Source organism: Arthrobacter arabinosi, assembly GCF_054511115.1.
This window is the reverse complement of record NZ_JBTNDF010000006.1, coordinates 168,396-191,443: the sequence shown is the minus strand read 5'-3', so window position 1 is coordinate 191,443 and position 23,048 is coordinate 168,396. Positions and strand designations below refer to the sequence as shown.

Here is a 23,048-nt window from a genome sequence, read left to right as displayed (position 1 = left end):
CGGGTCCTGCCTCCGGACCGTCGGGCGTGGGCGTCATTCGGTGTTCTACAGAGGCACGAAGTACCGTTGAGGGGTGTTGAAGACCGCGCTCAAGCCCCGATGGATCCTGATGCTGATCCTCGCGATGGCGATCGCCGCGGTCTTCGTGCTCCTCAGCCAGTGGCAGTTCAACTCGTCGCGGCAGGCCCCGCCGCCGGCAGCGAGCACCACCGAGAACGTCATCCCGCTGAGCGACGTGCTCCAGCCCCTCACGCCCCTGTACGCGAGCAACGCCGACCAGATGGTCTCGTTCGAGGGCGACTTCCTGCCGGACACCCGCACCCTCGTCCAGGACCGCCTGCGCGAGGGCGAGGACGGCCTGTGGGTCGTCCAGGCGTTCGTGGTCGACGGGGCGACGGCGGGAGGTGCCGGGGAGGGCGCGGTCATCCCGGTCGTGCTCGGCTGGGTGCCCGCGGCCGACGCCGCCGACTCCCTTCCCGAGCAGGAGGGGCCCGCAGCCGTCGTCGGACGCCTCCTGCCGCCCGAAGCGCCCCTGGTGCAGCGGCCCGTGGAGGGCCAGGTCCCCTCGCTGTCCACGGCCGAGCTCGCCAACCGGTGGGACGCCCCCGCCTACGCTGCCTTCGTGGTGGCGGCGGCGGTGACCGCCGGGGGAGCCGACGTCCCCTTCGCCGCCGGCATGGAGCCGGTGGTCGTCGGCCCGCAGCCGCAGGACACCCCGATCAACTGGCTCAACGTCTTCTACGCCGTCGAGTGGGTCGTCTTCGCGGGGTTCGCGTTCTTCCTGTGGTGGCGCCTCGTCGCCGACGACCACCGCCGCACCCTCGAGGACGCCGACGACGCCGCCGGGGAAGCCGGAGTCGACTCGGCGTCCGGCCCCCGATCCGATGCGCGGCCCGCATCGACCCCCGAAACCCGATCCGACACCGAAGGCGGAACCCACCGTGACTGAGCCAGCTCTCGACCCGACCACCGGAACGGGCCGGACGCCCGCGAAGGGCACGCCGAAGCGGCGCTTCGGTGGCACGCACGCGCAGATCCGCTCCGCCCTGGCGTTCTACAAGGTCCTCGCGTACGCGACAGGCGTCATGCTCCTGCTCGTCGTCGTGGAGATGGTGGCCAAGTACGGGTTCGGCGCGGAGATCGTCGCCGGGGGCGGCGCGCCCCTGCAGTTCCTCCCCGAAGCCGTCGCGGAGACCGCCGGGGGACTGAACCTCTCGACCGCGGTGCTGATCGTCCACGGCTGGCTGTACGTCGTCTACCTCATCGCCGACTTCCGTCTCTGGCAGATCATGCGCTGGCCGTTCGGCCGCTTCATCCTGATCGCCCTCGGCGGCGTGGTGCCGCTCCTCTCGTTCGTCGTCGAGAAGCGCATCCACCGCCAGGCGGAGGAGGACCTGGCGGCGCACCCCGAGGCCGCGCCCCGCTACTGAGCGCCGCCCCTGCCGAGCGCGGCCCGCCCCCGGGCGCTGCTTCACAGGGGCCCGCTGATGTGCGGGGGCCGGGCCCGCAGACTATTGTTGGTGGGTGACTACCCCCGAGAACGGCTCCGAACACCGACCTGTCCTCGTAGTGGACTACGGCGCACAGTACGCCCAGCTGATCGCGCGCCGGGTCCGCGAGGCCGACGTCTATTCCGAGATCGTGCCGCACACCCTGAGCACGCAGGAGATCCTCGCGAGGAACCCCGCGGCGATCATCCTCTCCGGCGGTCCCTCCAGCGTGTACGCGGAGGGCGCCCCCCGGGTCGAAGCGGACCTCTTCGAGGCGGGCGTGCCGGTCCTCGGCATCTGCTACGGCTTCCAGGCGATGGCGGACGCCCTCGGCGGCACGGTCGCCAAGACGGGCCTGCGGGAGTACGGCTCCACGGACGTGAGGTCCGACGGCGCGTCCCGCTCGATCCTCAGCGGAACGCCCGAACACCAGAACGCGTGGATGAGCCACGGCGACAGCGTGCAGTCCGCTCCCGAAGGCTTCGACGTCCTCGCCAGCACCGCAGGCGCACCCGTCGCCGCCTTCGCCCACGAGGAGAAAGGCCTCTACGGGGTGCAGTGGCACCCCGAGGTCAAGCACTCCCAGCACGGCCAGGCGGTCATCGAGAACTTCCTCTTCCGGGGCGCACGGCTGGACCCGAACTGGACCACCGGCAACATCCTCGAGGAGCAGGTGGAGCGCATCCGCGAGCAGATCGGCGACGCCCGCGTGATCTGCGGGCTCTCCGGCGGCGTCGACTCGGCCGTGGCCGCCGCACTCGTGCAGCGCGCCGTCGGCGACCAGCTCACCTGCGTGTTCGTCGACCACGGGCTGCTCCGTGAGGGCGAGGCCGAGCAGGTGGAACGCGACTTCGTCGCGGCGACGGGCGTCAGGCTGTACGTGGCCAACGAGCAGCGGCGGTTCCTCGACGCGCTGGCCGGCGTCTCCGACCCCGAGACCAAGCGGAAGATCATCGGCCGCGAGTTCATCCGCGCCTTCGAGGAGGCCGAGCGCGCCATCATGCGCGAGGCGGAGGCCGACGGCGAGCCCATCCGCTTCCTCGTGCAGGGCACGCTCTACCCCGACGTCGTCGAATCCGGCGGGGGCGAGGGCGCCTCGAACATCAAGAGCCACCACAACGTGGGGGGCCTGCCCGAGGACCTGCAGTTCGAACTCGTCGAGCCCCTCCGGACCCTCTTCAAGGACGAGGTGCGCGCGGTCGGCGCCCAGCTCGGCCTGCCGCCGGAGATCGTGGGACGGCAGCCGTTCCCCGGACCCGGACTGGGGATCAGGATCGTCGGCGAGGTCACCGAGGAGCGGCTCGAGCTCCTGCGTACCGCCGACGCGATCGCCCGCGCCGAACTGACGGCTGCCGGACTCGACAACGAGGTATGGCAGATGCCCGTGGTCCTGCTCGCCGACGTGCGCAGCGTCGGCGTGCAGGGGGACGGCCGCACCTACGGGCACCCCATCGTCCTGCGTCCGGTCTCGAGCGAGGACGCGATGACCGCGGACTGGTCGCGCCTGCCGTACGACCTGCTCGCGCGCATCTCCAACCGCATCACCAACGAGGTGGACGGCGTCAACCGCGTGGTGCTCGACGTGACGAGCAAGCCGCCGGGAACCATCGAATGGGAGTAGGCGGACCCCGGGGTGGGCATCGGCCCACGCCGGACCGCCCGGGCCGCGTTGCTATCCGCGGGGTCCGGACGCTTTTCGGATAGCTTGGAAGACATGCCCATCTGGTCGAGATCAGCACGTGACAATGCAGGGAAGAAGGCGGTCGTGCCGGAGCAGGACCCGCGTGACGCGGCAGGAGAGCCTGCGGATCAGCCGCAGGAGGGCCCGCAGGACGCCCCAGCCGGGCAGCAGCAGCCGGCGTCGCCGCGCGAGGCCCCGGCCGCCCGGGACTTCCTCGAGCCCTGGCTCGAAGGGCTCGGCCCGCAGGCCAGCGGGGACACCCTGCTCCATTTCCGGCCTTCGGCCGGCACCAGCATCGACCTGACCCACGCGCACCCCTCCGGGCTCGCGCAGCTCCTCGCGGGACGCCGGACGAGGCTGTCCACGCTCCTCCGCGACCCGGTGCAGTACAGCGCCGCCAAGGCGGCCGCCCGCGCTCTCCGGGCGAAGATCTTCGAGCTCGGGACCGAACGCGGCATCGACGTCGGCTACCTGGCCGCCGGCACGGCGTCCTGGCGGTCCGTGGACGATTCCGGGCGGTCCCAGACGCTCAACGCCCCCGTGCTCCTGACCGCCGTGTCCCTGACCGTCCACGCGTCGCAGGACGACTACGAGCTCCAGATCACCGAGCAGGCCCGCATGAACCCGGCGCTCGTCCGCCACCTGCGGGACCAGCAGGGCCTCCAGGTGGACGCCGCGCGCATCGCGCGCCTCGCCTACGGGACCGCCCGACTCGACCCGCACCCCGTCCTCGAGCACATGCGCGTGCTGAGCGACGGCGTGCGCGGCATGTCGGTCGAGCACCGCATCCTCGTCTCGACCTTCGCGGACCTCGCCGGTGTCAGGGGCGACCCGGCCCTCCACCCCGAGCACCCCGTGCTGGCAGCCCTCATGGCCTCGGCGCGCGGCGACGGGGAGGCGGCCGCGTCACTCACGACGGCGGCCGACGGACTCTCCTTCCCGGCCCCCGACGAGCGTGCACCCGAGGACGAACTCCTGATCCTCGACGCGGACCGCGCCCAGCAGGAGGTCCTCGACCTCGCATCCGCCGGCGTGAGCCTCGCGGTCGCCGCTCCCCCCGGGACGGGCCAGACCCAGACCGCGCTCAATCTCGCCGTCAGGTCCGCCGCCGCGGGCGGACGGGTCATCATCGCCGCCGAGCGTCGCGGGACCCTCAACGAATTCGTGCAGGACCTCGACGGGCTGGACCTCGGCTCCCTCGTGCTCCAGCTCGGCAGCCAGACCGGCCCCGCCCAGCTGCGCGAGGCCGTCATCCGCGCCCTGGTGCGCAACGAGAAGGCAGCCGAACCGTCGCTCGGGGCCCTCCACTCCACGCTGACGGCTCACCGGCACCAGCTGGTCGAGCACGTACACAGCCTGCACAACGTGCGCAGCCGGTGGAGGTGCTCGCCCTACCAGGCGATGCAGTCCCTGGCCGGGCTCACCGCGCTCGACCCGGCGCCGTCCACCACGGTGCGCCTCAAGCGCAGCGTCCTCGACTCCATCGCCGACCGCAACGAGCTCACGGAGCGGCTCCAGCGGGCCGCCGAGCTGGGCAGCTTCAGCAAGGCGTCGACCGAGAGCCCCTGGTACGGCGCGCAGCTGCTCAACCGCAAGGAGACCGAACACGCGCACGGCCTCGCCGAGCAGCTCGCCAGCGGCATTCCCGAGCTGCGCGGCGAGGTGCAGCGCGTCGCCGAGCACTCGCACATCACCCTCGGCGACACCTTCAGGGAATGGGGCGAGCAGCTCGAACTGCTCGTCGCCGTCCGGGGCAGCCTCGACAAGTTCACGCCCGACATCTTCGACCGCCCCGTGACGGACCTGATCTCCGCCACGGCGCCGTCGTCGTGGCGCAAGGAACGTGACATCGAGATGAGCTCGATGACGCGCTCCCGGCTGCGGCGCGTGGCCAAGGAGTACATCCGGCCCGGCGTCCACATCTCCGACCTCCACAGCTCGCTGCTCGAGGTCCAGCAGCAGCGCACCCTGTGGACGCGCTACGCCGTCACCGAGCGGCACCCCTCGGTGCCGACCGGGCTGGCCGAGATCCATGCGTCCTACCGCGCCGTCGAGGGACGCCTCGAGGAGCTCACCGAGATCCTCCGCCCCACCTCCGGGCACCCCGACCTCACCGGGCTGGCCCTCGACGCCCTCGAGGCCCTGCTGCGCGACCTCGCCGCGGACAAGGACACCCTGGAGACGCTGCCCGAGCGCACGCTGCTCCTCGACGAGATGCGGGAGCAGGGCCTCGCCGAACTGCTCACCGATCTTGCCGCCCGGGAGGTACCCGCGGAACGCGTGGGCTCCGAACTGGAACTCGCGTGGTGGCAGTCCGCCCTCGAGGCCATGATCAGCGGGGACGACTACCTCGCGATGTCCGACGGCGCCAGCCTCCGGAAGCTCGAGGCCGAGTACCGGCTCGCCGACAACGCGCACATCGCCTCCGGCGCCCCCCGCGTCCGCTGGATCCTCGCCGAACGCTGGCGGGCCGCGGTCGAGAACCACCCCGAGGACGCCGGACGCCTGCGCCAGGAACTGAAGGACGGAACGCTGACCCTCGAGGTCTTCGCGGGCCTCCACCGCGACCTCGTCGCGGCGCTGTTGCCCGTCTGGGCCGTGAGTCCCCTGACCATCAGGGCGGCGGTGCCCGAGGACTACCGCTTCGACACCGCCATCCTGCTCGACGGCGAGTCGATGTCCCTGCAGAGCGCGGTGCCCTGCATCGCCCGGTCCTCGCAGGTCGTCGTCCTCGGCGACGACCGCGTGGCCGGCCCCACCCGGTTCAGCATCGAGGTGCAGTCCGCAGACAGGGCGTCCACCCTTGAACCCCTGCCCAGCGCCCTCGACGCGCTGCGGCCGGTCCTGCCCGTGCGCGGGCTGACCCAGGTGTACCGGGCGGTCGACCGCGCCCTGGACACCTACCTGAGTGAATCGTTCTACGACGGGAAGCTCGCCCGTCTCCCGCAGGCCTCCGAGGTCACAGGGGAGGGCCGCGGACTCGTGGTCGAGTACCTGCCGAACGGCACGGGCATGCCGAGCTCCGAGCACGACGGCGTGGAGAGCGTCGACGTCGAGGTCAAGCGCGTCGTCGAACTCGTCTTCGACCACATCCGCCGCCGCCCGGGTTCCTCCCTCGCGGTCGTCACCGCGAGTACCCGGCACGCCGCCAGGGTGGGGGAGGCCATCCGGCTGCAGATGTCCACGTTCCCCTGGGCCGCCGGATTCTTCACGCCCGGCCGGGAGTCCTTCCGCGTCGTCCCGGTCGAGCGCGCCGGAGGCCTGGTGCGCGACGACATCATCTTCTCGCTCGGCTACGGCAGGACCCCCCACGGCCGTGCCCTGCACTCCTTCGGTCCGCTCTCCGGCCCCGACGGCCGCCGGAACTTCGTGATGGCGATGACGCGCGCCCGCCGGCTGCAGCACGTGCTGACCTGCTTCCAGCCCTCCGATCTCGACCCGGACCGCCTCACCGCCGGAGCCCTGGACTTCTTCGAGCTGCTCCAGCGGGAACTCGGCGAGGCCACGGGCCACGGCCGGCCCGTGTCCGGGAGCAACGAGGATCCGCTCGTAGCTGACCTCGTGGACCGGCTGCGGGACCGCGGGGCCGAGGTGTGGGACCACTACGCGGGCGTCCTCGACATCGTCGCGGTGCGGCCCGCGGATCTCCGCGCCGACGGGAGCGCCGCCGCCGTGCAGGACGAGCGGCCGGCCCCCCTGGCGATCGAATCGGACGGCACCGGCCGGTACCGGTCCATGTCGGTGCGCGAGCGCAGCAGGCTGAGGCCGCAGATCCTCGAGCGCATGGGGTGGTGTTACATGCCGCTGTGGACCATCGAGGTCTTCACGGACCCGGACGGCTGCGCCGAACGCGCATCCGCCCTCATCGGGCTGCCGCCCCGCGACACCACTGCCCCGCAGAAGAACCGGAAGGACGCCGACACGATGCCGAAGGACGACCAGGGCCCGGGAACCGCCGGCACGGCGGACGGCCCCGGTACCGTTTCCGTCCCCGGATCCGGGAGCGACGCGCAGCCCGCCATCCCGGCGACGGCGGGCGAGGACGACCCGCGGTCCTGGGGCGACACGCCGGACGATCACGACGCGTGGCTCAGGGAGCAGCGGCCCCCGCACTGGGGCTGAGCCTGCGCCAGTCGCAGGGGACGGTCCGCCGCGGCGGGCCGGCACGGCGTCACGGACCCGTGGTGAGGACGAGATGGACGTCCCCGGAACTGGAGGCGCCGGCGAGCGCCTCGGCGTCCTCCGGTCCAGCGGCGACCACGACGAGCCCGCCGTCGTCGCCCGCGCCCGGCCAGGACCCGCTGCCGGCGTCGGGGGCGGTCCACAGGACGGGCGCCGCCCGGGCGAGGACCGTCGAGTCCGCGGCGACGTCGTAGCCGTTGCCGGTGCTGAGGATCACATCCACCCGCTGTCCGGGGGTGAGGAGCTGGACGGTGGCGGGATCGGCCGGGCGGAGCGGGACGGCGACCGTGCCGGGCGCCATCCCGGTCAGCAAGCCGGCTCCGACGAACGCCGTCGTGGACAGTGGGAAGCCCTCACGCAGGGGAGCGGCCAGCTGCCGGCCCACCACCTCGTCCGGCCGGTGGAACGCGCCTGTGACGACGGCCTGGTCGGGGACCGCGACGACCTCCACGTCGGCGTCGGTCAGGACGGTCCCCACGGCGAGGTCGCGGGCTGCGCTCACGACCGCCGTCGTGGGGTAGTCGTCGCCCACGACAGCCTCGACGGCGACGCCCGCTGCAGCGCACAGGAGCAGGCAGGCGAGAAGCCTCCTGTGGCGGTGCGCCACCCGGTGGAGGCGGTACCGGAGGGGGGAGGCCTGGGTGCGGCGGATCGGGCGCATGCACCGACCCTAGGCTGCGGTCTCCTGCCCGGGACGGCCGGCGCTGCCATGTGGATATCCGCCGGCGACGTCGGGCCCGCGGACGGCCCACCGGGCGTCAGGGACCGTCAGGACGCGGCGCGGTCGGCACCGGCGGACGCCGGAGTCGCGACGGAGGCCGAGCCGGCAGTGCCGGACGCGGGGGCCTTGCCCTCCGGGGCCCCCGATGACGCGGGGCTCGCCGGTGCCTTCGCGTCCGTGCTGGACTTCGTGTCGCGGGAGTCGTTGCGGTAGAAACCCGAGCCCTTGAAGACCACGCCCACGCTGTTGAACTTCTTCCGCAGCGAGCCGTCGCACACGGGGCAGACGGTCAGCGAGTCGTCGGAGAAGGACTGCTGGATGTCGAAGGTGTGGCCGCAGTCCTTGCAGGCATAGGCGTACATGGGCATGGAAATCCTCCTGGACAGGCTTCATGGTCCCGGCCGGCACGCTTCCACTGGAAGCTGTTGGCACTCTCCCGGGTCGAGTGCCAGTCTACATGGCAGGGCGCAGTGCCCCGAAGCTCAGCAGCCCGTCCGCCGTGAAGACCCCCTGCAGGGGCTGGTCGTAGGCTTCGGCGGGAACGGCGCCCGCCGGCAGCACCTCGGAGCGGTAGACGACGCCGAGCCGGGGGACGGCGCCGGGCCGTCCGGGCGGGTGCTGCGCGAGGAAACGGTCGTAGTAGCCGCCTCCCTGGCCGATGCGGTGGCCGGAACGGTCCACGGCGAGGGCGGGAACGAGGATGAGGGCGACGTCCGACAGCTCACCGAACGCGTGCCGGTGCCCGACGGGCTCGACGACGGGGGCCCGCACCGAGCGCTCGAGCGGGACGTCCGGGGTCCAGGCCGTCCACGACAGCTGGTATGCGGGCTCGCAGATCGGGACGACCACCCCGAAGCCGAGGCGGTGCAGCTCGCCGAGCAGGGGTGAGGTGTCAGGTTCCGTGTCGACGCCGAGGTACGCGGCGATCACCGGGCGGCACGATCCGGTGACCCCGGAGGGGGGCGCGCTTCGCAGGAGATGCTCCGTCACGGTGCGGGCGAGCCCCGTCGACTGGTCCTGCCGGTCGGCCGGGTCCAGCGCGGCACGGGCAGCGCGGAGCGACCGGCGCAGCCCGGCCTTGTCGGCAGCGGGCCGCATGGTACGAGGTGAAGGGCTCATCCCACTATTGTGCAGAGCCGCCCGGGAATGCGGGGCCCGTTATGTAGTCTGGTGCCCATGACTTTGCGATCACGTGTGACTAAGGCCGTCATCCCTGCGGCCGGGCTGGGAACCCGCTTCCTTCCCGCAACCAAGGCGATGCCGAAGGAGATGCTCCCGGTCGTCGACAAGCCCGCCATCCAGTACGTGGTGCAGGAGGCCGTGGACGCCGGGCTGTCCGACGTCCTCATGATCACCGGCCGCAACAAGCGCGCGCTCGAGGACCACTTCGACCGCGTCCCCTTCATCGAGCAGACCCTCGAGGACAAGGGCGACCACGACAAGCTCGCCGCCGTGCGGCGGCCCTCGGAGCTGGGCGACATCCACTACCTGCGCCAGGGTGACCCGAAGGGCCTCGGCCACGCCGTGCTGCGCGCCAAACTGCACGTCAACAACGAGCCGTTCGCCGTCCTGCTCGGCGACGACCTGATCGACGAGCGCGACCCGCTGCTGGAGACCATGATCGAGGTGCAGGCGAAGACGGGCGGGTCCGTCATCGCCCTGATCGAGGTGGATCCCCAGCAGATCAGTGCCTACGGCTGCGCCGACATCACCGAGATCGACGGCGAGGGCCACGTCCGGGTGAACCACCTCGTGGAGAAGCCGGCCGTCGAGGACGCGCCGTCCAACCTCGCCGTGATCGGCCGCTACGTCCTGCACCCCCGCGTGTTCGACGTCCTCGAGACCACGGCGCCGGGCCGTGGCGGCGAGATCCAGCTGACCGACGCACTGCAGACCCTCGCGAGCGCCGAGGGCGACGGATCCGGCGTGTACGGCGTCGTCTTCCGCGGGCGTCGCTACGACACCGGCGACAAGCTGAGCTACCTGAAGGCCGTGGTGACGCTCGCCTCCGAGCGCGAGGACCTCGGTCCGGATCTCCGGGACTGGATCAGGGACTTCAGCAAGAACCTCCCGGACTGACCCGCCGTGTGGTCGGCAGCCAGCTGGCCCGTGAACCTCAGGACCGGGTCGCTGGTCCTGCGGCCCATCCGCCACAGGGACAAGGCAGCCTGGACGGCGGTGCGGCAACGCAACGCCGCCTGGCTCGCACCCTGGGAGGCCTCGAATCCGGACCCTGAGGGTTTCCTGCCCACCTATCACCAGATGGTGCGCTCCCTGACCTCCCAGGCGCGGGCCGGGGCGGCGCTGCCCTTCCTCATCACGGAGCAGCAGCCGGGATCGCGGGACGCCCGCCTGGTGGGACAGCTGACGGTCTCGGGCATCACCTGGGGCTCGGCCATGACGGCGACCCTCGGCTACTGGGTCGACGCGGACCGGGCGGGGCGGGGCATCGCCCCGACGGCGGTCGCGCTCGCGACCGACTACTGCTTCTGGGACCTGGGACTCCACCGGATGGAGATCAACATCCGCCCCGAGAACCGGGCGAGCCTGCGCGTCGTGGAGAAGCTGCACTTCCGCGACGAGGGCCTGCGTCCCCGGTTCCTCCACATCGCCGGGCAGTGGGCGGACCACCGCAGTTTCGCCCTGACCGCCGAGGACGTGCCGAGGGGTCTGCTCGACCCCTGGCTGGAGAGCCGGGAGCCGCAGCGGGGCTGAGCGGGCGGTGGATGCCAGGGGGAGCATATTGGCGGCCGACACACCGGTGCCAATGCGGCAGCCGGGTGGCAAGTGCTTCTACGGTTCTGAGTGTGGTCTTCTCCCTGGATAGCTCGTTGGTGCTCGCAGCAATCGTCGGTGTGTGGCTGCTGTGGGTGGCGCCGTTCCTCCTCGGCAGGACCACGCCCGCGTTCGCGGGGACCAGACGCCAGCCGCTGACGACCAGGACGCGCCGTCCTGGGGGGAGCATGATGACCATGACCGCACCGCAGGACGATGCACGTCACCCCCGGACCCTGCCGGCCGCGCCGGGGACCACGCCGGGCACCCCCTCCGTCCGGGCCGCCACCCCGGCCGGCACGCAGCCCTTCACCCCGCGGCGGGGGCGGGTCGCCGTCGCCGCGGCCGGTCTCGCCTGCCTCGTCGCCGCCCTGGTGACCCTCGTGCTCGGCGCGGTCGGCGTCGTGTCCCTCCTCGTCCCGCTGGCATGCCTCGCCGGCTTCGCCGCCGCCGTCGCCGTGCTGAGGGTGCTCGCCGTGCGTGCCCGCCGGGCCCGCGTGGACCGCGCCTTCGCCGAAGCGATGGGACCGGTTCCGGACTCCGCGCCCGAGGCCGCCCGGCCGGCGGACCCGGCCATGCCGGTGGCTCCAGTGCGTGCGGCGCCTACGCGTCCGACCGTCCTGTTCGACGCCGAGGAGACCCCCGTGCGCCCCCTCACCGCGATGGAACAGCGGACCGCCGCGCTCGCCGTCGCCCACGGGTCCTCCGCCGTGGACGTCCGGGACGCGGGACCCGCCGACGCCGCCCCGACCCCGCGGACGGGTGAGCCGTCCGCGACGCCGGGGTCCGCGGCCTGGGCGCCCGTCGAGGTCCCGCGGCCCACGTACGTGGATGCCGCGAAGGCCGAGCGCCAGGCGCCCGCACCCCTCGACCTCCCCGAAGCCCCGAAGGCCGCATCGAAGACGCCCATCAAGGCCTCGGAGGCTGCCGCCCGCGTCGCGGCGAGCACCGCCGACACCGCCGACACCGCCGACGCCGCTCCCGCTGGGGGGGCCGCCTCCGACGACGCCGCTCCCGCGACGGGTCGCATCAACCTCGACGACGTCCTGCAGCGTCGGCGCGCCTGACGCCCCGGCATGACACGGCATGCGGGCGCTGGACGCGCGTAGGGTCCCGATCGCATGAGGGCACGGGACGCCCGCATCATCCGCGAGCAGGACGCCATCGCGCTCCTCGGCTCCGACGTGCCGGGGGACCTCCTGCGGCGCCTGCTCGCCGCGGAGGGATGGCGCCTCGGCGCCTGGCAGCTCTCCTCCCTGCATCACCGCCCCGGGGCGGGGGCGACGGGCGTCTTCTCCCTCGAGGTCTCGCCCCCCGACGGCGCGGGCACCGGCCGCAGCGTCCCGGCAGGACCCGTCCCGACGCACGCCTGCCTCACGTCCTGCCCGCTCCCGTCTCCCCCCGGCAAGGTCATGGCGTTCCAGCGGCGGGGCGCCGAGGTCCTCTCCGGGTGGCTGCACCCCGCCGATCCGCTCCTGCCGGGGCTTCCGATGGCACTCGACCCGGACATGGTCACCCCGTTCGCCTTCGGGGCCGGGTACGGGTCCGGATCGACGCGGCTCGAGCTCAGGAGCTACCGGCCGCTGCGCCGTGCGGTGGTGCTGGCGCGGAACGGGGACGAGCGCCGCTATCTCAAGGTGCTCCGGCACCACGCGGCGGGACCGCTGGCCGAACGGCACCGGATGCTGCGGGCCGCCGGCGTGCCCGCTCCGGTCCTCGCTGCCGGGCCCGTCCGGGACGTCGTCGCCATGCACGCCGCTCCCGGCACGCCGCTCGCGGAGCTCCTCATGCGCGACGGCGCGAGCGGCGTCGAGCCGGAGGCCCTCCTGCGGGTCCTCGCGCGCCTGCCGGTCGAGGTCCTCTCGCTGCCGGAGCGCCCGCCATGGTCGGCCAGGGTCCGGGACTACGGGGAGGCAGCGGTGGCGGCACTGCCCGCGGAGGCCGATCGCATCCGCCGCCTCGCCGCTGACATCGACGCCGTCGTCCGTGCCGGCCAGGACGGACCCCTGGTCCCGACGCACGGCGACTTCTACGAAGGGAACCTCCTGATCGAGGACGGCACGGTGTCGGGGCTCCTGGACGTCGACGCGCTCGGCCCGGGACACCTCGTGGACGATCTCGCCTGCTTCCTCGGGCACCTCGCCGTCCTGCCCGCCCTGCACGCCGGCTACGCCCGGGTCCCTGAGGCACTGCAGCGCTTCCTGCAGGCCTTCGACCGCCGCGTCGACCCGGTGGCCCTCCGGGGCCGCGCCGCCGCCGTGAGCCTCACGCTCGTCGCCGGGGCTCGGCGCCGTACCGAGGCGCGCGCGACGGACGACGCCGGCACGGCGGAGGCGGTGTCACGACTCGAGGTCGCGGAGCAGTTCCTGGTCGAGGCGCGGCGACTCCGGGTGCCGCCCCGCCGGGGTCGCACCTAGGAAACTCCGAGGACCTCAGTCCGACGGCGGAACGGTGACCCGGGTGTCCATCTGCAGCACCGGGGTCCCGTCCGCCTCGGTGAGCTCGAGCCGGACGGTCACGCCCACACCGGCCAAAGAGGTCAGGTGGGTGCCGCCGCAGGGGATCTCCGCCCGTTCGCCGGGCAGGTCGCAGACCCAGCGGCGGCGGCCGGTGAGCCCGCTGCCGTCCGCCTCGATGCCGATGGAGGCACCGGTGGCCGTCCACTCGGCGAGGGTCGCGTTCACCGCCGCGGCCGTGGCCTCCGGGTCGAGGCCGTCCACGGTGAAGCCTTTCCGCCGCAGGGACTTGCCGAGGCGGTACCGGTCGAGGGACCCGAACTCGCGGATGACCGTCGTGTCGATCGCCAGCGCGTCGAAGTTCGGCGCGCCGAGGGCGTCGGGCGCCACGTCCTTCTTCCAGCGCCCCGCCAGCGCCCGGTTCAGGGCGAGCGAGGCCAGGTGGCACCCGGTGTGCCCGGCCGACACGGCGGCGCGATGCGCCGCGTCCACCCGCACGACGACGTCGTCGCCCTCCGCCGGACCGTCCTCCTCCGCGCCGTCGATCAGGTGGGCGACGACGAACGCCCACCCCTCGGTCCCCTTGCGCACGGGCGCGTCCGCGCCGAGGTACAGGACGGTGCCGTCGGTCGCGCCGACGACGCAGTCGGTGACGGCCCAGCTGCGGTCACCGGCCATGAGGATGCCCCGATCCGCGCCCTGGTCCGGCCAGGCGTGATCCACGGGGTGGAAGGCTGTGGTGTCGAGCAGGACGGCGCGCCGGCCGGCACGGGTGTCGACGTGCAGGACGCGGGACGCCTCCTCGGTGGCTCCGGCGGGATAGGTGACGCGCGTGTCGGTGGTGGGCAGGGTCATCGGTGTCTCCTCGGCGTGGGTCGGGGTCGGGGGTGGGTGTGTGCGCGGTCAGGTGTCCGCGGGACGCTGGGCGAGCCGCTCGAGGAGGGGCTCGGTGCGGTAGGGGATGTGCTCGTGCAGGGCGAGGACGGTCTCGGTGCGGATGACACCCTTGATCCTGAGCACGGACCGCAGCGCGGCCTGCAGGTTGTGGGTGTCGGTGGCTGCGACCCGGCACCAGACGTCGCCCCGTCCCGAGATCTCGTGCACCTCGAGCACCTGGCCCAGGGTGCGGAGCCCGGCGATGACGCCGTCGAGCTCGCGGTGGGACACCTCGATGGTGACGAACGCGACGACGTCGTAGCCGAGCGCCTCCAGGTCGAGCTCACGTCCGCTGCGGCGCAGCATCCCGGCGCGCAGGAGCCTGCGCAGGCGGCTCTGCGCCGTGTTGCGGGCGATCCCGAGGAGTTCGCTGAGCTCGCTCACCTGCGCGCGGGGGTCGCGCACCAGCTCGAGCAGCAGGCGCAGGTCGAGGTGGTCGAGCTTGCTCATGACGCTCACATCCCATCAATCGGGCCCCGGGGTGTTGCGCACGGCGCTCAAAAAGCGGGGCGGCAACGCTGCACCGAGGTCAATCGACCTCATCCTATAGGGGTGTGCAGGAGTGTGCCGGGACGCGTCCGTCCGGGCGCACGCGAGCGAGGAGAAGTGGTGGGATGAGCGTCATCGACGAGCTGCGGATGAGGCCGGCGGCAGCGGCTCCGGCACGGCGCTGGGACGCGTCGCTCGCGGTCCGGCTCGTGCTGGCCGTGATCGTGATCTCGACCCTCCTGATCGGCGCGAATCTCGCCACGCCGATCTATCCGCTCATCCAGGCCGATCTCGGGCTGTCCCCCTTCGCCGTCACCGTCGCGTTCGCCTCCTACGTCGTGGCCCTGATCGGCGGGCTCGTGCTCGCCGGCCACTGGTCTGACCACATCGGGCGGCGGGCCGCCCTCGTCCTCGCCGTCGCCCTCGGGCTCCTGGGTGCCGCGCTCTTCGCGATGGCCACCTCGCTGCCGATGCTCGCCGCGGGGCGCGTGCTCCAGGGCGGTGCCGTCGCCCTGGCGACGGGTGCCAGCGCGGCTGCGCTCCGCGACCTGCTCCCGACCCGCCCGGACTGGGCCTCCCGGTTCACGCTCCTGGCCTCGGCGGGCGGGGTCGCGGCCGGCCCGGTGATCGGCGGGCTCCTCTCGCTCCTGCCCTCGCCCACGAGGACCCCCTTCGTCGTGTACATCGTCGTGCTCGCGAGCCTCCTGGTCCCCCTCCTGCTGCTGCGCGCCCGCCCGGCGATCAGGCCCGTGGCGGGCGGGAGCCCGCTGGCCGCGCTGCGCCCCCGCCGGCCGGCCGTGTCGAAGGATGCCCGCCGCGCCTTCTGGACGGCGTCGTCCGTCGGATTCCTGAGTTTCGCGGTGTTCGGATTCACGCTGAGCCTCGCCCCCACCTGGTTCGCCGGGATTGCAGGCACGACGTCCCGCCCCCTGATCGGCCTCCTCGCCGCGCTCGTGCTCGGCTCCTCCGCCGCCAGCCAGCTGCTCTCGCCGCGAGGACGCTTCGTCGTCCCGGCGGGCCTCGCCGGAATGGCGCTGGGCGTCGGCCTCCTGCCCGTCGCGCAGGCGACCGGCAGCCTGCCGCTGCTCGTCGGGGCGTGCGTCGTCGCCGGGTCCGGTCAGGGCATGGCGTTCCGGGTGGTCTTCAACGAGGTGGCCCTGAGGGTCGACCCCGCCCTGCACGCCCAGACCGTGAGCGCCGTCTACGTCATCACCTACCTCGGCAGTGCCGTCCCGGTCCTCGGTCTCGGCGCCGCCGCCGGCAGCTGGGGCCTCGACGCCTCGGTCACCGTCTTCGCGCTCGCGATCTGCGCCGTCTGCGGCGTCCTCGCCGCCGGCTCCCTGGTCCTCCGGTCCCGGGCCCCACGCTGACGAGAACCGCCCACGAGGCTTTTTGTAGGCTGTAGGCATGTCCGAGATCCCCGCACAGCCCGCCCCGCACCAGCCCCCCGCTCCCGGGGAACCCGGCGCGGGCGATGGACCGCCGCCGCTCGTCGTCGGCCTCGACATCGGCGGCTCCAAGACCCACGGCGCGCTCTGGCGTGGGGGGAAGCTCGTCGCCGAGGCGAAGGCGGGAAGCGCCAACGTCCAGAACGTCACCCCGGACGACGCCGCCCGCAGCCTGGGCGAGCTGTTCCGCGACCTCCTCGCACACGAGGGCGCGGGCCCGGTCGCGCGCGTCGTCGCCGGCTCCGGGGGAGTGGACACCGACGCCGACGCCGACCGCCTCCGCGCGCTGATCGCACCCCACGCCCCCCACGCCGTCGTGGACGTCGTCCACGACACCCGCCTCATCCTCGCCGCGGGCGGGACCCACGCGGGCATCGCCGTCATCGCGGGAACAGGCTCCGTCGCCTGGGGAGCCACCGGGGACGGCCGTCAGGCGCGCTCCGGCGGCTGGGGGTACCTCCTGGGCGACGAGGGCAGCGGGTACTGGGTGGCCCGCGAGGCCGTCCGGCGGGCCCTGCACCGGCACGACGTCGGCCTCGCCCCGGACACCCTCGACGCCGTGGTGCTCGCCCTCAACGGCGTCGCCACCCCCACCGAGCTCATCGGCCTGTTCCACTCGGGTGCCGGGCGCACCTACTGGGCGGCGCAGTCCCGCGCGGTGTTCGACGCCGCACGCGACGGCGACCCGGACGCCGCCGCCATCGTCGACCGCGCCGCTGCGGACCTCACCCGCCTCGTGCTCGACGTCGCCTCCGTGATCGGGGTGCCCGGGCCCGTGGTGCTGGGCGGCGGACTCGCGATGCACCAGCCGGGACTGCAGGAACGCCTCCGGACGCGCCTCGCGGACGAGGGCATCACGGACGTCGTGTTCCTCGACGAGGACCCCGTCATGGGCGTCCGGTTTCTGATGTGATCCGGGCCTCACCCACCCGTGGTCTTGTCTGCTCCGAAGGCATGGTTAGACTCAGAACCTCCGACAGCTTGAACTGACCGCTGCGCGCCCCGCGCAGCGACATACCAGACGGCAAGCCGGACCCGCAGGCCGTGCGGTCCGTGGGCGCAGCCCAGCCGAGAAGCTCCTGCCAGGAAAGGCACAGCTGCCATGACACCCTCCGAGCAGGCCGGCACCCCGCACCAGATCGAATTCCGGGGCGTCACCAAGACCTACGACGGCGGGCGCCCCGCCGTCGACAACCTCACCATGGACATCGAGCGCGGGAAGATCACCGTCTTCGTCGGCCCCTCGGGCTGCGGCAAGACGACCTCCCTGCGCATGATCAACCGGATGGTGGAACCGACGTCGGGCCTGATCCTCGTGGACGGGCAGGACGTCTCCCAGCAGAAGGCCTCCGTGCTGCGGCGCTCGATGGGCTACGTCATGCAGTCCTCCGGCCTCCTGCCGCACCGGTCCGTCCTCGACAACATCGCGACCGTCCCGCGCCTGAACGGCGTCCGCAAGGCCGAGGCGCGCACCCGCGCGCAGGAACTGCTCGCCGTCGTCGGACTCGCCCCCGAACTGGGCGGGCGTTACCCGGCGCAGCTCTCCGGCGGCCAGCAGCAGCGCGTCGGTGTCGCCCGGGCGCTCGCCGCCGATCCGCCCATCCTCCTCATGGACGAGCCCTTCAGCGCCGTCGACCCCGTGGTCCGCGCCGAACTGCAGGAGGAGCTGCTGCGCCTGCAGCGGGACCTGGCCAAGACCATCGTCTTCGTCACCCACGACATCGACGAGGCGACGATCCTCGGCGACAAGGTGGCCGTCTTCGCCGTCGGCGGACGCCTGGCGCAGTACGCCGCCCCCGAGGAGATCCTCCGGTCGCCCGTCGACGACTTCGTGGCCGGCTTCGTGGGCCGGGACCGCGGCTTCCGCCACCTCTCCTTCCAGTCCGGTGCCGGCGTCACGGTCCACCCCGTGGAGACCATCGAGGTGGAGCGCCTCGCCGATCCGACCGTCTCCGTCCGCTCTCCGTGGACGCTGCTGGTCGACCCCGACGGGCGCCCGCACGGCTGGGTGCCGCAGGCCACCCGCGGCAGGATCACCCGCCAGGCCGATGCCGTCCCCGGAGGGTCCCTCTACACGCGCGGCGACACCCTGCGGCGCGCGCTCGACGCCGCGCTGTCCTCGCCGTCCGGCCAGGGCGTGACGGTCGACGACGACGGCCGCGCCGTCGGCGTCGTCCACGCCGCCGAGGTCTTCGAACTCATCGAGGCCGCCCGGCTCGACCGGGGCCGCGCCGACCACAACACGGCGGTCTAGGCGTGGACTGGTTCCTCGCCAACCTCGACTTCGTCTGGCTGCACACGCGCCTGCACCTCTTCCAGGCCGTCGTCCCGCTGCTCCTCGGTCTGCTCGTCGCCGTTCCCGTCGCGCAGCTCGCCCGGCTCAACCCCGTCCTCGGCTCGGTGCTGCTGACCGGGTCCTCGATCCTCTACACCATCCCGTCCCTCGCGATGTTCGTGTTCCTGCCCGTCGTGCTCGGCACCAGGGTCATCGACCCCGTCAACGTCATCGTCGCCCTCTCCATCTACGCGTTCTCGCTGCTCGTGCGGTCCACGCTCGACGCCCTGAACTCCATCGACGACGGCATCCGCCAGGCCGCCGTCGCCATGGGCTACACGCCCGTCCGCCGGTTCCTGACCGTGGACCTCCCGCTCTCGCTGCCCGTGCTGTTCGCCGGGCTGCGCGTCGTCTCGGTCACGAACATCTCGCTCGTCAGCGTCGGCGCGCTGATCGGCGTCCCGAGCCTCGGGACTCTGTTCACCGACGGCCTGTTCCGGTCCTTCCCCACCGAGATCGCCGTCGGGATCATCATCATCCTGCTGCTGGCGCTGGTCATGGACCTCCTCCTCGTGCTCGCGGAGCGGCTGCTGACGCCGTGGACGCGGAAGGCCCCCTCCGGCGGGGCACGGGACGCCGAGATCGTGGCCCTCGAGGCGAAGGTGGCGGGAGCCTGATGGACTACACCAGCAACAACCTCTTCGTGCAGATGTGGGAGTGGCTGACCGCCCCCGCCAACTGGGAGGGCGAGCGCGGCATCCCCGTGCGCGTCGCCGAACACCTCGGCTACACCGGCCTGACCATGCTCATCGCCCTGCTGATCGCCGTCCCGATCGGCCTCTACGTCGGACACACGGGACGCGGCCGCATCGTGATCGTCTCCGGCGTCGGCATCCTCCGCGCCCTGCCGACCCTCGGCCTGGTCTTCCTGTTCGTCCTCCTCTCCGGCCTCGGCCTGATGCCGCCCATCTGGGCCCTCGTGCTGCTCGCCGTCCCGCCCCTGCTCACCGGCATCTACGCCGGGATCGCCTCGGTGGACCCCGCGGTGGTCGACGCCGCGCGGAGCATGGGCATGGGGGAACGGCAGATCCTCCTGCGCGTGGAGGTGCCGAACGGACTCCAGGTGATCCTCGGGGGAGTGCGCGCCGCCCTGCTGCAGGTCATCGCGACCGTCGCCGTCGTCGCCTTCATCAACCTCGGCGGGCTCGGCGTCTACCTCGTCGAGGGGACACAGCTCGCCGACTACGGGCGCCTCTTCGGCGGCGCCGTGGTCATCACGGTCCTGGCGATCGCCGTCGATCTGCTCATGGGACTGCTGCAGAGAATCGTCATCTCACCCGGACTCCGGACTCCGGACCGTGCGAGGGCTCAAGGATCTGGCCGGCAGAAGGCCGTCGCCAGTGCACAAGGAGGAACAACATGAAGAACCTGTCAGCACGACGCGCCCGACGGCGCGCTTTGATGGGACTGGCTGGCGGCCTGACGGCCGCGCTGGCGTTGACTGCCTGCGGTGCCAACAGCGACCCCCAGGGCGAGACACAGGACACGGCCGCCGCCGAGGGCGGTTCCGTCGTCATCGGCTCGGCCGACTTCCCCGAGAGCCAGATCGTCGCCGAGATCTACGCCGGGGCGCTCAACGCCGCCGGCGTCGAGGCCACCACCAAGCTCAACATCGGGTCGCGGGAGATCTACTACACGGCCCTCGAGGACGGGTCGGTGGACATCATCCCCGACTACAGCGGCAACCTGCTGCTCTTCGCCGACCCGGAGGCGACCGCCGAATCCGCCGAGGACATCTTCGCCGCCCTCCCGGACGCACTGGCCGCGAAGTCGCCGGACGTGAACCTCGGGGTGCTCGAGCCGTCGAAGGCGGAGAGCAAGGACGCCCTCGTGGTGACCGCGGCGACCGCCGAGAAGTACAGCCTCACCTCGATCGAGGACCTCGCCGAGGTGTGCGGCGACATCACCATCGGCGCGCCCAGCACGTTCCAGGAGCGGGCGTACGGCCTGCCCGGCCTCAAGGCGAAGTACGACTGCGAGCCCGGCGGGTTCGAGGCCATCAACGACGGCGGCGGGGACATCACGCTGAAGGCGCTCCTCGACGACACCGTGCAGGCGGCGGACATCTACACGACGACACCGTCGATCGACGACAACGACCTCGTGGTCCTCGAGGACCCCGAAAACAACTTCATCGCCCAGCAGGTCCTCCCGCTCATCAACAAGGACACCGTGGACGAGGAGGCGCAGGACGTCCTCAACGAGGTGTCCGCCCAGCTGACCACGGACGACCTGCTCTCCCTGAACCGCGAGGTCAGCGGCGACGAGAAGCGGAACCCCGCGGACGCCGCGGCCGACTGGCTCACCGAGAAGGGCCTCGCCGGCTAGTCCCGGCGCAGGCGGCTTCCCTGCAGGGGCCCGCTGCCCGGCATTGCTATGCCGCGCGGCGGGCCCCTGCTGTGGCATCCTGAAGAGATGGCCACCTACAAGCAGTCGGGCAAACTCCAGAACGTCCTCTACGACATCAGGGGGCCGCTGCTCGAACATGCCATGACCATGGAGGCCCAGGGCCACCGCATCCTGAAGCTCAACATCGGCAACCCCGCGCCGTTCGGCTTCGAGGCTCCCGACGCCATCCTCGTGGACATGATCCGCAACCTCCCCGAGGCGCAGGGCTACAGCGACTCCCGCGGCATCTTCTCCGCGCGCACCGCCGTCGTGCAGTACTACCAGAGCCGCGGCATCAACTCGATCGACGTCGACGACGTGTACCTCGGCAACGGGGTCAGCGAACTCATCACGCTGTCCATGCAGGCCCTGCTGAACGCGGGCGACGAGGTGCTGATCCCCACCCCCGACTACCCCCTCTGGACCGCGTCCGTGGCCCTGGCCAGCGGCACGCCCGTCCACTACCTGTGCGACGAGGACAACCACTGGTGGCCGGACCTCGAGGACATCGCGGCCAAGATCACGCCCAGCACCAAGGGCATCGTGCTCATCAACCCGAACAACCCGACCGGGGCGGTGTACCCGCGGAGCATCCTCGAAGGCATCGTGCGCCTGGCACGCGAGCACGAACTCATCGTGTTCGCGGACGAGATCTACGAGAAGATCCTCTACGACGACGCCGTGCACATCAACGCCGCGTCCGTCACCGGCGACGACGTCCTCTGCCTGACCTTCAGCGGACTGTCCAAGGCCTACCGGATCGCCGGTTTCCGCAGCGGGTGGATGGCCATCTCCGGGCCGAAGCGCGACGCCGCGGACTACATCGAGGGCATCAACCTCCTCGCCAACATGCGCCTGTGCGCGAACGTCCCCGCGCAGCACGCCATCCAGACCGCGCTCGGCGGCCACCAGAGCATCAACGACCTCATCCTGCCCGGCGGCCGCCTGCGCCAGCAGCGTGACAAGGCCGCGCAGATGCTGAACGCAATTCCCGGCGTGAGCTGCGAACTGGCCCAGGGGGCCCTCTACCTGTTCCCCAGACTCGACCCCGAGGTCTACCCGATCACGGACGACGAGCAGTTCGCCCTGGACCTCCTCAAGCAGCAGAAGATCCTGATCTCGCACGGCAGCGCCTTCAACTGGATCAACACCGACCATTTCCGCATGGTCACGCTGCCGAGCGTCGAGGTGATCGAGGACGCCATCGGGCGCCTCGCGGACTTCCTGTCCACCTACCGGCCCTGACCAGCTCCGCCCCGCCCGCAGGAGGCCCCATGCCGAACGGAACCGCCAGCGCCGCCGGGACGCGGCGGCTCCTGCTGGCCGGGCCGGACTTCTCGCTCGCCGCCGTCGACCCCCGCTCCACCCCCGGGTTCGACGGCGGCAAGACACAGGGCGCCGAGGCGCTCGCCGCGGGAGCCGACACGCTCGCGTCCCTGCAGGAGAAGCTCTTCGCCGAGAGCCGGGCCGGTAGCGAGATCGCCGTGCTGCTGATCCTGCAGGGGATGGACACCTCCGGCAAGGGCGGGATCGTCCGCCACGTCGTCGGGCAGGTCCACCCCCAGGGGGTGCAGCACTACGCGTTCAAGGCTCCGACGGAGCAGGAACAGCGGCACGGCTTCCTCTGGCGCGTCCGCCGACAACTGCCGTCGCCGGGGATGATCGGGGTCTTCGACCGCTCGCACTACGAGGACGTCCTGATCCACCGCGTGCGCGCCCTGTCACCCGCGGCGGAGGTGGAGAAGCGGTACGGCGCCATCCGGACCTTCGAGGACACGGTGGTGGGTACAGGCACCCGGGTGGTCAAGGTGCTCCTGCACATCAGCGAGGACGAGCAGAAGGCGCGCCTCGCCGACAGACTGGAACGCACGGACAAGGTCTGGAAGTACAGCCCCGACGACCTCGAGGACCGCGCACGGTGGCAGCAGTACCAGGAGGCCTACCAGGTGGCCGTCGAGGAGACGAGTTCGCCGGACACCCCCTGGTACGTCGTGCCCGCCGACCGCAAGTGGTACGCCAGGCTCGCCGTGCAGCACCTGCTCCTCGCGACGCTGGAGGACATGCAGCTGAGCTGGCCGCGGGCGTCGTTCGACGTCGCCGCGGAGAAGCAGCGCCTGCAGTCGTCCTGACCCGCCGACCCTGCGGCT

General features: G+C 72.3%; 21 protein-coding genes. 16 read left to right on the top strand and 5 right to left on the bottom strand.

Translation table 11 applies throughout. The features are described 5' to 3' along the window. Window positions 1-73: 73 nt before the first annotated feature. The 4 genes from ACX80P_RS15020 (at window position 74) to ACX80P_RS15005 (ending at window position 7,293) form a co-directional block, all read left to right on the top strand. Window positions 74-949 (top strand): SURF1 family protein, encoded by an 876-nt coding sequence (locus ACX80P_RS15020; protein ID WP_459278914.1) that lies wholly within the window; start codon window positions 74-76, stop codon window positions 947-949. Then, window positions 942-1,430: a DUF3817 domain-containing protein gene (locus ACX80P_RS15015; protein WP_459278913.1), complete on the top strand. Its 489-nt coding sequence runs from the start codon at window positions 942-944 to the stop codon at window positions 1,428-1,430. Before ACX80P_RS15020 ends, ACX80P_RS15015 begins: the two co-directional genes overlap by 8 nt. Before the next feature lie 94 nt (window positions 1,431-1,524). Next, a complete protein-coding gene (gene guaA, locus ACX80P_RS15010; protein WP_459278912.1) occupies window positions 1,525-3,111 on the top strand; it encodes a glutamine-hydrolyzing GMP synthase in 1,587 nt (528 codons plus the stop codon). Window positions 3,112-3,204: 93 nt separating this feature from the next. Next, window positions 3,205-7,293, top strand: coding sequence for a DUF4011 domain-containing protein (locus ACX80P_RS15005; RefSeq protein WP_459278911.1), 4,089 nt, complete (start codon window positions 3,205-3,207; stop codon window positions 7,291-7,293). 49 nt (window positions 7,294-7,342) lie between these two features. On the opposite strand, the gene cpaB is transcribed toward ACX80P_RS15005, so the two are convergent. The 3 genes from cpaB to ACX80P_RS14990 all read right to left on the bottom strand — a co-directional run bounded on the left by cpaB (window position 7,343) and on the right by ACX80P_RS14990 (window position 9,193). Continuing rightward, window positions 7,343-8,014 (bottom strand): Flp pilus assembly protein CpaB, encoded by a 672-nt coding sequence (gene cpaB / locus ACX80P_RS15000; RefSeq protein WP_459278910.1) that lies wholly within the window; start codon window positions 8,012-8,014, stop codon window positions 7,343-7,345. A 107-nt stretch (window positions 8,015-8,121) separates the two neighbouring features. Next, window positions 8,122-8,442: an FmdB family zinc ribbon protein gene (locus ACX80P_RS14995; RefSeq protein WP_459278909.1), complete on the bottom strand. Its 321-nt coding sequence runs from the start codon at window positions 8,440-8,442 to the stop codon at window positions 8,122-8,124. An 85-nt stretch (window positions 8,443-8,527) separates the two neighbouring features. Continuing rightward, a complete protein-coding gene (locus ACX80P_RS14990; RefSeq protein WP_459278908.1) occupies window positions 8,528-9,193 on the bottom strand; it encodes a 5-formyltetrahydrofolate cyclo-ligase in 666 nt (221 codons plus the stop codon). A gap of 57 nt (window positions 9,194-9,250) precedes the next feature. Here ACX80P_RS14990 and galU point away from each other — a divergent pair, with 57 nt between their 5' ends. The 4 genes from galU to ACX80P_RS14970 all read left to right on the top strand — a co-directional run bounded on the left by galU (window position 9,251) and on the right by ACX80P_RS14970 (window position 13,266). Continuing rightward, window positions 9,251-10,153, top strand: coding sequence for a UTP--glucose-1-phosphate uridylyltransferase GalU (gene galU / locus ACX80P_RS14985; protein ID WP_459278907.1), 903 nt, complete (start codon window positions 9,251-9,253; stop codon window positions 10,151-10,153). Window positions 10,154-10,183: 30 nt separating this feature from the next. Beyond that, window positions 10,184-10,789 (top strand): GNAT family N-acetyltransferase, encoded by a 606-nt coding sequence (locus ACX80P_RS14980; protein ID WP_459278906.1) that lies wholly within the window; start codon window positions 10,184-10,186, stop codon window positions 10,787-10,789. Between the two features lie 119 nt (window positions 10,790-10,908). Beyond that, complete coding sequence (locus tag ACX80P_RS14975) at window positions 10,909-11,916, top strand: hypothetical protein (RefSeq protein ID WP_459278905.1); 1,008 nt, start codon at window positions 10,909-10,911, stop codon at window positions 11,914-11,916. Between the two features lie 54 nt (window positions 11,917-11,970). Then, window positions 11,971-13,266, top strand: a complete 1,296-nt coding sequence (locus ACX80P_RS14970; protein WP_459278904.1) for a phosphotransferase — start codon at window positions 11,971-11,973, stop codon at window positions 13,264-13,266. 15 nt (window positions 13,267-13,281) lie between these two features. On the opposite strand, the gene ACX80P_RS14965 is transcribed toward ACX80P_RS14970, so the two are convergent. Both ACX80P_RS14965 and ACX80P_RS14960 read right to left on the bottom strand, forming a co-directional pair. Then, entirely contained in the window at window positions 13,282-14,160 is an 879-nt protein-coding gene (locus tag ACX80P_RS14965; RefSeq protein ID WP_459278903.1) for an alanyl-tRNA editing protein, read from the bottom strand. A gap of 48 nt (window positions 14,161-14,208) precedes the next feature. Beyond that, a complete protein-coding gene (locus ACX80P_RS14960) occupies window positions 14,209-14,691 on the bottom strand; it encodes an Lrp/AsnC family transcriptional regulator (RefSeq protein ID WP_459278902.1) in 483 nt (160 codons plus the stop codon). 164 nt (window positions 14,692-14,855) lie between these two features. Between ACX80P_RS14960 and ACX80P_RS14955 the strand changes: the two genes are divergently transcribed. The 8 genes from ACX80P_RS14955 to ACX80P_RS14920 all read left to right on the top strand — a co-directional run bounded on the left by ACX80P_RS14955 (window position 14,856) and on the right by ACX80P_RS14920 (window position 23,030). Next, on the top strand, window positions 14,856-16,100 hold the full coding sequence (locus ACX80P_RS14955) for an MFS transporter (protein WP_459278901.1): 1,245 nt from the start codon (window positions 14,856-14,858) through the stop codon (window positions 16,098-16,100). A gap of 37 nt (window positions 16,101-16,137) precedes the next feature. Continuing rightward, on the top strand, window positions 16,138-17,091 hold the full coding sequence (locus ACX80P_RS14950) for an N-acetylglucosamine kinase (protein WP_459278900.1): 954 nt from the start codon (window positions 16,138-16,140) through the stop codon (window positions 17,089-17,091). 189 nt (window positions 17,092-17,280) lie between these two features. Continuing rightward, window positions 17,281-18,432 carry an ABC transporter ATP-binding protein gene (locus tag ACX80P_RS14945; protein ID WP_459278899.1) on the top strand — a complete coding sequence of 384 codons (1,152 nt, stop codon included), beginning with the start codon at window positions 17,281-17,283 and terminating at the stop codon, window positions 18,430-18,432. A gap of 2 nt (window positions 18,433-18,434) precedes the next feature. After that, window positions 18,435-19,130: an ABC transporter permease gene (locus ACX80P_RS14940; protein ID WP_459278898.1), complete on the top strand. Its 696-nt coding sequence runs from the start codon at window positions 18,435-18,437 to the stop codon at window positions 19,128-19,130. Beyond that, window positions 19,130-19,876, top strand: coding sequence for an ABC transporter permease (locus tag ACX80P_RS14935; RefSeq protein WP_459278897.1), 747 nt, complete (start codon window positions 19,130-19,132; stop codon window positions 19,874-19,876). Before ACX80P_RS14940 ends, ACX80P_RS14935 begins: the two co-directional genes overlap by 1 nt. Continuing rightward, window positions 19,873-20,841, top strand: coding sequence for an ABC transporter substrate-binding protein (locus ACX80P_RS14930; RefSeq protein WP_459278896.1), 969 nt, complete (start codon window positions 19,873-19,875; stop codon window positions 20,839-20,841). Before ACX80P_RS14935 ends, ACX80P_RS14930 begins: the two co-directional genes overlap by 4 nt. 87 nt (window positions 20,842-20,928) lie before the next feature. Continuing rightward, window positions 20,929-22,146: a pyridoxal phosphate-dependent aminotransferase gene (locus ACX80P_RS14925; RefSeq protein ID WP_459278895.1), complete on the top strand. Its 1,218-nt coding sequence runs from the start codon at window positions 20,929-20,931 to the stop codon at window positions 22,144-22,146. Between the two features lie 29 nt (window positions 22,147-22,175). Then, window positions 22,176-23,030: a PPK2 family polyphosphate kinase gene (locus ACX80P_RS14920; protein WP_459278894.1), complete on the top strand. Its 855-nt coding sequence runs from the start codon at window positions 22,176-22,178 to the stop codon at window positions 23,028-23,030. The last annotated feature ends 18 nt before the right edge of the window (window positions 23,031-23,048 follow it).

Bases quoted from the DNA above. Each gene is read 5' to 3' on its own strand.
- ACX80P_RS15005 (WP_459278911.1), top strand. From the start codon at position 3,205: ATGCCCATCTGGTCGAGATCAGCACGTGACAATGCAGGGAAGAAGGCG.
- cpaB (WP_459278910.1), bottom strand. From the start codon at position 8,014: ATGCGCCCGATCCGCCGCACCCAGGCCTCCCCCCTCCGGTACCGCCTC.
- ACX80P_RS14995 (WP_459278909.1), bottom strand. From the start codon at position 8,442: ATGCCCATGTACGCCTATGCCTGCAAGGACTGCGGCCACACCTTCGAC.
- ACX80P_RS14990 (WP_459278908.1), bottom strand. From the start codon at position 9,193: ATGAGCCCTTCACCTCGTACCATGCGGCCCGCTGCCGACAAGGCCGGG.
- galU (WP_459278907.1), top strand. From the start codon at position 9,251: ATGACTTTGCGATCACGTGTGACTAAGGCCGTCATCCCTGCGGCCGGG.
- ACX80P_RS14970 (WP_459278904.1), top strand. From the start codon at position 11,971: ATGAGGGCACGGGACGCCCGCATCATCCGCGAGCAGGACGCCATCGCG.
- ACX80P_RS14965 (WP_459278903.1), bottom strand. From the start codon at position 14,160: ATGACCCTGCCCACCACCGACACGCGCGTCACCTATCCCGCCGGAGCC.
- ACX80P_RS14960 (WP_459278902.1), bottom strand. From the start codon at position 14,691: ATGAGCAAGCTCGACCACCTCGACCTGCGCCTGCTGCTCGAGCTGGTG.
- ACX80P_RS14955 (WP_459278901.1), top strand. From the start codon at position 14,856: ATGAGCGTCATCGACGAGCTGCGGATGAGGCCGGCGGCAGCGGCTCCG.
- ACX80P_RS14950 (WP_459278900.1), top strand. From the start codon at position 16,138: ATGTCCGAGATCCCCGCACAGCCCGCCCCGCACCAGCCCCCCGCTCCC.
- ACX80P_RS14945 (WP_459278899.1), top strand. From the start codon at position 17,281: ATGACACCCTCCGAGCAGGCCGGCACCCCGCACCAGATCGAATTCCGG.
- ACX80P_RS14935 (WP_459278897.1), top strand. From the start codon at position 19,130: ATGGACTACACCAGCAACAACCTCTTCGTGCAGATGTGGGAGTGGCTG.
- ACX80P_RS14930 (WP_459278896.1), top strand. From the start codon at position 19,873: ATGAAGAACCTGTCAGCACGACGCGCCCGACGGCGCGCTTTGATGGGA.
- ACX80P_RS14925 (WP_459278895.1), top strand. From the start codon at position 20,929: ATGGCCACCTACAAGCAGTCGGGCAAACTCCAGAACGTCCTCTACGAC.
- ACX80P_RS14920 (WP_459278894.1), top strand. From the start codon at position 22,176: ATGCCGAACGGAACCGCCAGCGCCGCCGGGACGCGGCGGCTCCTGCTG.